This window comes from Vibrio sp. 10N.222.55.C7 (assembly GCF_041473335.1).
Lineage (GTDB): Bacteria > Pseudomonadota > Gammaproteobacteria > Enterobacterales > Vibrionaceae > Vibrio > Vibrio crassostreae_C.
This window is the reverse complement of sequence record NZ_JBFRSC010000040.1, coordinates 1-7837: the sequence shown is the minus strand read 5'-3', so window position 1 is coordinate 7837 and position 7837 is coordinate 1. Positions and strand designations below refer to the sequence as shown.

The following is a 7837-nucleotide window of genomic DNA, read 5'->3' as shown; positions in this document are numbered from 1 at the left end:
GGATTCGAACCATCGAAGGCAGTGCCGGCAGATTTACAGTCTGCTCCCTTTGGCCACTCGGGAACCCCTCCAGGGTGTGTCTTACTCTTCACAAAGTAAGCCTAAATTGATGTTTTCCCATAAGCCCATCAATCAGGTTGTTCTCTTAACTCTCGAAAGAGGTAAGAAGAATATGGTGGAGGGAGACGGATTCGAACCATCGAAGGCAGTGCCGGCAGATTTACAGTCTGCTCCCTTTGGCCACTCGGGAACCCCTCCAGGGTGTTTTTCCTAACTCATAATGGATAGGCTAAAGAGATGTTTTTCCCAACGCATCTCTCAAGTGCGGAGCGCATCATAGCAAACACGTTAAACCTGTAAAGAGTTTTTCTTATGGTTTTGTGTTGAATGCTGCCTTTTTGGGCAAAGATGGCGAAAAGTACGCATATTGCTCGGGAAGTGAACATCTGTACTAAGGTTTACGTAGTGATAGGTAACACCTTGAGGTAACTCGCTTTCTACATTGTGTTTGGTTTGTGCAATTCGCCAAGAAACGTAAATGGAATTTAATCTAGATTTACACTTCTTGACGTTACAGCATTCATCAGTTGATAGAATACGGTTAATTTCATTTATAGATATTAAATCTCACTTGCAGACCATTATTATGAAGCGTAAATCTGTTTTAACCCTGCTTAGCTTGTCTATTCTTATGGCGTCTCCAGCCGTACTCGCTAAACGTATGGGCCCAAGCACTGTCACTGTTGTTACTGAGCAGGTTGATATTCACCAAGTTAGCCAATCTCTTTCGTTGGTCGGTAAGCTAGAAGCCGAGCAATCGGTAATGATCACTTCTGAAGTGGCTGGCAGAGTGGACTCTATCAACATTAAAGCCAATCAAGATGTCACTAAAGGACAGATGTTGGTTCAACTCGACGATGACAAAGCAAAAGCGGCAGTTGCAGAAGCGCAAGCTTATCTAAAAGACGAGCAACGTAAGCTAGCGGAATTTCAACGCCTAGTGAAACGTAACGCGATCACGCAAACTGAAATTGACGCTCAGAAAACGAACGTAGAGATTGCCAACGCTCGTTTAGCTGCTGCAAATGCCAATCTGAAAGATCTTCACATCAGCGCGCCATTCTCGGGCACTGTTGGTTTTATCGACTTTAGTCGCGGAAAAATGGTGACAGCAGGTACTGAGCTTGTGACTTTAGATGATTTGTCTGTGATGCAGTTAGATCTTCAAATTCCTGAGCGTTACCTTTCTAAGCTGTCTAAAGGCATGACAGTGACGGCTCGCACCAGTGCGTGGGGCGAGACTCAGTTCACTGGCACAGTGGTAGGCATTGATTCTCGTATTAACGCTGAAACCTTGAACCTTCGAGTTCGAATCCACTTCGACAACAATAATGATTATCTAAAGCCAGGTATGTTAGTGGCGGCGGATATGGACTTCCCACCAGTGGAAGCGCCAATCATTCCAGTTCAAGCGCTTGAGTATTCAGGTACGAAGCGTTTCGTTTATGTTATCGACGAAGATAATAAAGCAACTCGTACAGAAGTTTTCCTTGGGGCACGTATCGATAACGAAGTCGTGATCGACAAAGGCATCGAAATTGGCCAGAAGATCGTGGTGCAAGGTATCGTGAACATGCGTGACGGCGTCTTGGTTCAAGAGCTTGCCGTTAATCGCCCAGCTGATGCAGCAAGTGATAAAAAAGCACAAGAAGGCGCTAACTAATGTTGTTATCTGATGTTTCTGTAAAGAGACCAGTAGCGGCCGTCGTATTGAGCCTACTATTGGTTGTGTTTGGTATTGTCTCTTTCAATAAGCTCGCGGTTCGTGAGATGCCAGATATTGAAAGCCCGGTAGTATCGATCAGTACTCGTTATGAGGGTGCGTCTGCCACCATCATTGAAAGCCAAATAACCTCCAACCTTGAAGACCAGTTATCCGGCATCAGTGGTATCGATGAGATCGAATCCACAACGCGTAACGGTATGTCGCGTATCACGATTACTTTTGAGCTTGGTTACGACCTCAATACCGGTGTGAGTGATGTTCGTGATGCTGTAGCTCGTGCGCAGCGTTCATTGCCCGATGAAGCCGACGACCCAATTGTTTATAAGAACAATGGTAGTGGTGAAGCTTCGGTCTACATCAACTTAAGTTCGACAGAGATGGACCGAACGCAGTTAACCGACTACACCGAACGTGTGTTGATTGACCGCTTTAGTTTGATTTCTGGCGTGAGCTCGGTGGATATCTCAGGTGGCTTGTACAAAGTAATGTACGTCAAGCTGAAACCTGCGCAGATGGCGGGTCGTGGTGTTACTACCTCCGACATCACATCTGCGTTGAACAGTGAGAACATTGAAAGCCCGGGTGGTGAAGTACGTAACGATGCGATTGTGATGTCGGTTCGTACTGCTCGTTCTTACACTGAAGCTGAAGATTTCGAATACCTAGTCGTTAAACGTGCCTCTGATAACACACCTATCTACTTGAAAGACGTAGCGGATGTTTACATTGGCGCAGAAAACGAGAACTCGACCTTTAAGAGTGACGGCGTTGTTAACGTAAGTATGGGTATCGTGCCTCAGTCAGATGCGAACCCACTTGAGGTGGCTGACTTAGTCCATAAAGAAGTCGAAGCAATTCAAAAGTTCTTGCCAGACGGTACTCGTTTAGCTGTCGATTATGACTCAACAGTCTTTATTGACCGTTCAATCTCAGAGGTATACAGCACACTCTTTATCACGGGTGGCTTGGTTATCCTTGTGCTTTACATCTTTATTGGTCAAGCACGTGCAACACTTATTCCAGCGGTAACCGTACCTGTATCTCTGATCTCGTCGTTTATTGCCGCGTACTACTTCGGTTTCTCCATCAACCTGATTACCCTGATGGCACTTATCCTGTCGATTGGTTTGGTGGTCGATGATGCGATCGTGGTGGTTGAGAACATTTTCCACCATATTGAACGTGGTGAGTCACCGCTGCTTGCGGCCTATAAAGGTACTCGTGAAGTAGGCTTCGCGGTAATCGCAACAACGCTTGTATTGGTAATGGTATTCCTACCAATCTCGTTCATGGACGGCATGGTTGGCCTATTGTTTACCGAGTTTTCTGTATTGCTTGCGATGTCGGTGATCTTCTCGTCGCTAGTCGCATTAACGCTAACGCCAGTGCTAGGCAGTAAGATCCTTAAAGCGAACGTTAAACCAAACCGTTTCAATTTGTTTGTCGAGCGCGTATTTGGCAAGCTTGAGTCTGGATACCGCGCGGTATTGCGCCGTGCTCTTAACTGGCGTTGGGCTGCTCCTATCATCATTATCGCATGTTTGGGTGGTAGCTATGGTTTGATGCAACAAGTGCCAGCCCAGCTTACTCCACAAGAAGACCGTGGTGTTATCTTTGCGTTTGTTCGTGGCGCAGATGCAACCAGTTACAACCGCATGTCTGCCAACATGGACATTGTTGAAGAACGCTTAATGCCATTGCTTGGTCAGGGCTTCTTGAAGTCATTCAGTATTCAATCACCAGCGTTTGGTGGTAATGCGGGTGACCAAACGGGCTTCGTAATCATGATCCTAGAAGACTGGGATGAGCGTGACGTTACCGCACAAGAAGCGTTGAACGAAGTTCGTAAATCGTTGAACGGCATTCCAGATGTGCGTGTATTCCCGTTCATGCCGGGCTTCAAAGGTGGTTCAAGTGAGCCTGTTCAATTCGTACTTGGCGGTTCTGATTACTCTGAACTTCAGAAGTGGGCAGAGCTCTTAAAGCAAGCGGCTGAAGATTCTCCAATGATGGAAGGCGCGGACATCGATTACTCTGAGAAAACACCAGAGCTATTGGTAACCGTAGATAAGCAGCGTGCAGCAGAGCTAGGTGTTAGCGTTTCAGACATTTCAGATACGTTAGAAATCATGCTTGGCGGCCGCAGTGAAACGACCTTCGTTGACCGTGGTGAAGAGTACGACGTGTATCTGCGTGGTGATGAAAACAGCTTCAACAACGCGAACGATCTAAGCCAAATCTACATGCGAACTCAGTCTGGTGAGCTGGTTACACTTGATACGCTGACGCACATTGAAGAAGTGGCTTCATCGATTCGTTTGTCGCACTACAACAAGCAGAAATCGGTGACCATTAAAGCGAACCTAATGGAAGGTTACACGCTGGGTGACGCGCTCGATTTCCTTGATGAACAAGCGATTGAACAGCTACCGGGTGATATTTCAGTGAGCTACTCTGGCGAGTCAAAAGACTTTAAAGAGAACCAATCAAGTATCCTAGTGGTGTTTGCGCTAGCGATGCTGGTCGCATACTTGGTACTGGCCGCGCAGTTTGAAAGCTTCATTAACCCGCTGGTGGTGATGTTCACCGTACCTATGGGTATCTTCGGTGGCTTCTTAGGCTTGGTGCTGATGAGTCAAGGGCTCAACGTCTACAGCCAGATTGGTATGATCATGTTGATCGGTATGGTAACCAAAAACGGTATCTTGATCGTAGAGTTTGCTAACCAACTTCGTGACCGTGGTATTGAGTTTGAAAAGGCGATCATTGATGCTTCTGCTCGACGCTTACGTCCAATCATGATGACGGCATTCACGACGCTGGCTGGTGCAATTCCATTGATTACTTCAACGGGCGCAGGCTATGAAAGCCGAGTGGCTGTGGGTACGGTTATCTTCTTCGGTATGGGCTTCGCGACATTGGTAACTCTGTTCGTTATCCCTGCGATGTACCGACTGATTTCAGGATCAACACGCTCTCCGGGTCACGTGGAAGCGGAACTTAATAAAGAGCTTAGCCATGACAACGTGGGAAGAACCTCTCACGGTTAATGAACACGCACGATTAATGAACACGGAATAGTGTAACAATATTGAAAAGCCTGCGTTTGCTCCTAGCGAATTGCAGGCTTTTTTTGTATAACAAACAGAGCTCAACGAATTAATACAATAAATCGAATAAAGGAAAGTAAAGTGGCTGAATTTAAATACAAAGATCTTTCTCAAGAAGAACAAAATAAGCTGGATGCAGCAACCTTTCGTCGCCTGCTAGCACACCTAGATAACAATAAAGATGTGCAGAACATCGATCTGATGATCTTGGCTGGCTTCTGCCGAAACTGTTTCAGTAAATGGTACAAAGCGGAAGCAGAGCAACAAGGCTTAGACTTGGATATCGATGACGCTCGTGAGCGTGTATACGGCATGACTTACGATGAGTGGAAACAAAACCATCAACCAAAAGCGACGCCTGAACAACTCGCGGCATTTGAAGCGAAGCAGAAGCCAGAGTAATTTGTTCTCGTTAGTGGCTGACTAATAGAATGAATAAACAAAAAGAGCCCATCAAGGGCTCTTTTCTATTTCGAACTATCGGTTTTGAACTTAAGCCAACTCACCCGTTTGCGAGAAAGCTTCTAACTTCGCTGCATAAGGTTGTAGGTCACCGATATTCAGATTTACCCACTCGTCATTGAAGTAAGTATCTAGGTAACGCTCACCGCTGTCACATAGCAAAGTCACGATAGAACCTTTTTCTCCACGTGCTTTCATTTCACTGGCTAATTGAAGCACACCGTACATGTTAGTCCCGGTTGATGCGCCGACCTTGCGACCAAGAATGTCAGATAACCAATGTGTCGTTGCGATACTTGCTGCGTCTGGGATTTTACGCATTTCGTCAACCACACCAGGAATGAAGCTTGGTTCTGCTCGTGGGCGACCAATGCCTTCAATCTTGCTGAATGTACTGCCTTTCACGTTCGCATTGCCTGTTTGGAAGTATTCGTGGAATACAGAGTTCTCAGGGTCCACAACACAAAGCTTAGTTTCATGTTGTTGGTAGCGAATGAAACGGCCAATCGTCGCTGAAGTACCGCCAGTACCTGGGCTCATTACTACCCAAGCCGGAACTGGGTGATCTTCCATCTGCATTTGATTGAAAATCGAGTTCGCGATGTTGTTGTTACCACGCCAGTCGGTTGCGCGCTCAGCGTAAGTAAATTGATCCATGTAGTGACCATTCAATTCTTCTGCTAAACGGCGAGACTCATCGTAAATTTCATCTGAGCGGTCCACAAGATGCGCTTGGCCGCCGTAGAATTCAATTTGCTCGATCTTTTTCTTCGCTGTGCATTTGGGCATTACCGCGATAAATGGAAGGCCAAGTAGGCGAGCGAAGTAAGCTTCAGACACCGCAGTACTGCCCGATGAAGATTCAATGATCGTGGTTTCTGGGCCAACCCAACCGTTACAGATAGCGTATAAGAAGAGAGAACGCGCTAAACGGTGCTTTAAAGAGCCTGTAGGGTGTGTGCTTTCATCTTTAAGGTAAACATCAATGCCTTCGATACTTGGTAGATCGAGCTTGATAAGGTGCGTATCCGCTGAGCGTTGGTAGTCCGCTTCAATTTTACGAATCGCGTTGTTAATCCATTGATGGTCAGTGCACATAAACGTTCTCCTGATCGAGTGTAGGAATTCTTTGTAATTGGTATGGTTCTAATTTATCTATAATCGGAGAGAAAAACTTTGCCATATTTGCTTTGTTTTGCTTAAATTGTAGAAAATTATTCTCTTTAAATGCGATTTGGTGAAAGTGTGATAGATGCCGTAGATAAAAAAATATTAGGGTTACTGCAAGAAGACAGCACCCTGTCATTGAACGATATTTCTGAAGCGGTCAATCTCACTACAACGCCTTGTTGGAAAAGGCTTAAGCGCCTCGAAGAGAACGGCATTATTGAGAAAAGAGTTGCACTGCTGAACCCGGAAAAACTGGATCTTTCCTTTACTGCGTTCGTATTGGTGAAAACCAGTGATCATTCTCATGAGTGGTATGGTCGTTTTGTGAATACTGTGTCGGAATTTCCAGAAGTGATGGAGTTCTATCGCATGGCTGGCGAATATGATTATATGATGAAGGTTCAGGTTAAAGACATGAAGTGCTTTGATGATTTCTATAAGCGCTTGGTGAATAGCATTGATGGTATCTCTAATGTGACCTCGACGTTTGCGATGGAACCATTGAAGTACACGACAGCATTGCCGCTTTAAGCTGCGCCTAGTAATAGATTAACTATCGCTTTAGTTTAACTATCTTCTCAGTTTAGATCTCGTCTCTGCGATAAAGAAAAGGATTATTCATGTTTGCAAAAGTATCTACCGCTATCCAGCTGGTACTGGCGGTCGCCATTTTTTACTTGGGTTACACCATCTACTCATTGACTAATAAAGTCGGTGAAATCGTTGATACTTACCCGCAAGTTATCGAAGACATATCGGGCCTCACCAAAGGGCTCAAAGTAGAAGAGCTATTAGCGCTTGCAGAACATGTCAGCGATCTTGCTCCTCAGGTGTTAAACACTGTCGAAGAAGTTAGAAAGACGATCGATGATGTGAATCAAACCGTAGCCTCGGTCGACAACAAAATCCCTGCGATATTAGATGAAGTGAAAAATGTCCGAACGGAAGTCGAGCTGGTCAGAACCGATGTCATCCCACCAGCATTGACTGAGCTGAAACGATACCGTGTGGATGTTATGCCACCGATGCTCGCTGAAAGTAAATCGTACCGCGAGCAAACTATCCCCGCCGTTGTTACTGAATCTGAAATGCTAAGAGCGGAAGTGCCGAATATTTTGGTGCAAGCTAATTTGTTGGCAGATAAGAGTCAAGCTTTGGCTCAGGACGCTGCAGAAGGCGCTGTGAAAGGTGTGGTGCTATCACCATTTAACCTTCTGCGAGATGCCGGAGATGGCATCAAAACACGAGTACAGAGCGAGTTTGAGCCTACGCTAGAAGCAGAATAGATTTTATACCAATCCGGAAAATT

General features: G+C 45.7%; 6 protein-coding genes and 1 tRNA gene. 5 read left to right on the top strand and 2 right to left on the bottom strand.

What is annotated here, in order from left to right:
* Window positions 1–173: 173 nt before the first annotated feature.
* Window positions 174–258: transfer RNA gene (locus AB4482_RS14485), tRNA-Tyr, on the bottom strand.
* A gap of 388 nt (window positions 259–646) precedes the next feature.
* Between AB4482_RS14485 and AB4482_RS14480 the strand changes: the two genes are divergently transcribed.
* From AB4482_RS14480 to AB4482_RS14470, 3 genes are all read left to right on the top strand, one after another.
* Entirely contained in the window at window positions 647–1723 is a 1077-nt protein-coding gene (locus tag AB4482_RS14480; protein ID WP_372125838.1) for an efflux RND transporter periplasmic adaptor subunit, read from the top strand.
* Window positions 1723–4836, top strand: a complete 3114-nt coding sequence (gene vexH / locus AB4482_RS14475) for a vibriobactin export RND transporter permease subunit VexH (protein WP_372181113.1) — start codon at window positions 1723–1725, stop codon at window positions 4834–4836. The genes AB4482_RS14480 and vexH overlap by 1 nt, the downstream gene beginning before the upstream one ends.
* A gap of 141 nt (window positions 4837–4977) precedes the next feature.
* Window positions 4978–5298 carry a DUF1244 domain-containing protein gene (locus AB4482_RS14470; RefSeq protein WP_372181111.1) on the top strand — a complete coding sequence of 107 codons (321 nt, stop codon included), beginning with the start codon at window positions 4978–4980 and terminating at the stop codon, window positions 5296–5298.
* Between the two features lie 90 nt (window positions 5299–5388).
* Here the strand turns inward: AB4482_RS14470 and AB4482_RS14465 are convergent, their stop codons facing one another.
* Window positions 5389–6456, bottom strand: coding sequence for a PLP-dependent cysteine synthase family protein (locus AB4482_RS14465; protein ID WP_017064069.1), 1068 nt, complete (start codon window positions 6454–6456; stop codon window positions 5389–5391).
* A 129-nt stretch (window positions 6457–6585) separates the two neighbouring features.
* Here AB4482_RS14465 and AB4482_RS14460 point away from each other — a divergent pair, with 129 nt between their 5' ends.
* Both AB4482_RS14460 and AB4482_RS14455 read left to right on the top strand, forming a co-directional pair.
* The gene (locus AB4482_RS14460) at window positions 6586–7059 is read left to right on the top strand and encodes an Lrp/AsnC family transcriptional regulator (protein WP_017062025.1); all 474 of its coding nucleotides are present in this window, start codon (window positions 6586–6588) and stop codon (window positions 7057–7059) included.
* Window positions 7060–7148: 89 nt separating this feature from the next.
* Window positions 7149–7814, top strand: coding sequence for a hypothetical protein (locus AB4482_RS14455; protein ID WP_372181109.1), 666 nt, complete (start codon window positions 7149–7151; stop codon window positions 7812–7814).
* The last annotated feature ends 23 nt before the right edge of the window (window positions 7815–7837 follow it).